Annotated in this window: 2 protein-coding genes; both read left to right on the top strand. The window is 68.3% G+C overall.

The genetic code is table 11. The features are described from left to right. A partial coding sequence (locus tag LQV45_RS27610) for a rhodanese-like domain-containing protein (protein ID WP_230010046.1) occupies positions 1 to 1300 on the top strand: 1300 nt, incomplete at its 5' end. Positions 1301 to 1399: 99 nt separating this feature from the next. Beyond that, the coding region (locus tag LQV45_RS27605; RefSeq protein WP_374208311.1) for an MFS transporter at positions 1400 to 2126 on the top strand (727 nt) is incomplete at its 3' end.

Here is a 2126-nt window from a genome sequence, read left to right as displayed (position 1 = left end):
GTACCGCTCCCTGGCCGCGGCCAACGGGATGAAGATCGTGGCCGTCACCGAGACCCACATCCACGCGGACTTCCTGTCCGGCACCCGCGAACTCGCCGCCGCGACCGGCGCCACCGCCTACGTCTCCGGCGAGGGCGGGGACGACTGGCAGTACGGCTTCCAGGCCGAACGCCTCAACGACGACGACGTGATCACCCTGGGCAACATCACCGTCAAGGCCCTGCACACTCCGGGCCACACCCCGGAACACCTGTCCTTTCTGATCACCGACGGCGCGTTCGCCGATACCCCCGGCTATCTGCTCTCCGGTGACTTTGTCTTCTCAGGGGACCTGGGGCGCCCGGACCTGCTGGACGAGGCCGCGGGCGGCATCGACACCCGCTTCGCCGGCGCCAAGCAGCTGTTCGCCAGCCTGCGCGATAAGTTCCTGACCCTGCCCGACCACGTCCAGGTGCACCCCGGCCACGGGGCCGGCAGCGCCTGCGGCAAGGCCCTCGGCGCCATCCCCTCCAGCACGGTCGGCTACGAACGGCTCTACGCCTGGTGGGGCCCCTACCTGGCCGCCAACGACGAGGAGGGCTTCATCGCCGAGCTCCTCGACGGCCAGCCCGACGCGCACGCCTACTTCGGCCGGATGAAGCGCGAGAACCGGGAGGGCCCGGCAGTGATGGGCGAACGCGCCCCCCTGAGCGAACTCGCCACCGAAACTGTTGCCCAGGGCCTGGCCGCTGACGCCATGACGTTCGTGGACACCCGCTCGAACGCAGAAGTCCACGAAGGCACAGTCACCGGTTCCCTGAACATCCCCTTCGGCAAGTCCACCGCCAGTTTCGGCGCCTGGGTGGTCAACCCCGAAACCGACAAGAACCCGCTCGTACTCCTGGCCCCCAGCCAGGCCGCCGCGCAGGAAATGTGGGACCACCTGGTCCGCGTCGGCATCGACGACGTCGCCGGCTACGTCACAGGCCTCGAAGGCCTGCCCGCCAGCACCCCCAAGCTCATCCAGCCTGAAGAACTGGATGGCTTTGAGGCCGCGATGGTCCTGGACGTCCGCAACCGCACCGAACACGCCGCAGGACACATCCCCGGCTCCCACCAGCTCAGCGGCGGCCGCGTGATGTGGAACCTGGACCAGCTCCCCTCCGAAGGCACCATCGTGTCCTACTGCCAGAGCGGGGTCCGGAACTCCGTCGCGGCCAGCGCCCTGCGCCGGGCCGGCTACGACGTCGTCGAACTCGACGGCAGCTACGCCGGATGGGCCGCCTGGCAGCAGGCTCGGGAATCTGTTTCCAGCAACTGATCGCGGCACGACCCGAAGTAATTAACTGACAGCGTTGGCGGCGGCCGGGACACCCGGCCGCCGTCGACGCATGTCCCGGACAACTGGAGTTCAGAAATGATGCCCGGCAACACCCCGTCCCCGCAAGGCAGCGCAGTCCGGCGGGAACGCCCACAGCGCACCGGCATCACCCTGGGCCTGCGTCAGAACCTGGCCCAGTTCATACTCCTGGTCGCCGTCAATGCCCTAGTCGGCGGCACCCTCGGCCAGGAACGCACCGTGCTGCCGCTGCTGGCGGACCAGGTCTTCCACCTTGACCTCTACACGTCCGCCCTGACCTATATCGTGGCCTTCGGACTCGCCAAGGCCGGCACCAATTACTTCGCCGGCACGCTCTCGGACCGTTACGGCCGGAAACCCGTCCTTGTGACCGGCTGGCTCATCGCCATCCCCGTGCCGCTGCTGCTGACCTTCGGAACCTCCTGGGGCTGGATCGTTGCCGCCAACGTGATCCTTGGCATCAGCCAGGGCCTCACTTGGTCCACCACCGTGGTCATGAAAATGGACCTCGTCGGATCCTCCCGGCGCGGCCTGGCGATGGGCCTGAACGAGGCTGCCGGCTACCTCGGCGTCGCCGGGACCGCCCTGGCCACCGGCTACATCGCCACCAACTACGGGCTCCGCCCTGGGCCGTTCCTGCTCGGCGCCGCCTACATCGCCCTAGGACTGGGCCTGTCCGTTCTGGCCGTGAAGGAAACCCAGGGCTACGCCAGAGTGGAGGCCGTCAACCACACGGCCGCCCACGCGGCCGCCCACGGGGAACTAAGCAACCGGGAGATCTTTACCC

The sequence above is a fragment of the Microbacterium sp. Bi128 genome (assembly GCF_918698205.1).
This window is presented reverse-complemented; position numbering and strand designations above follow the sequence as displayed.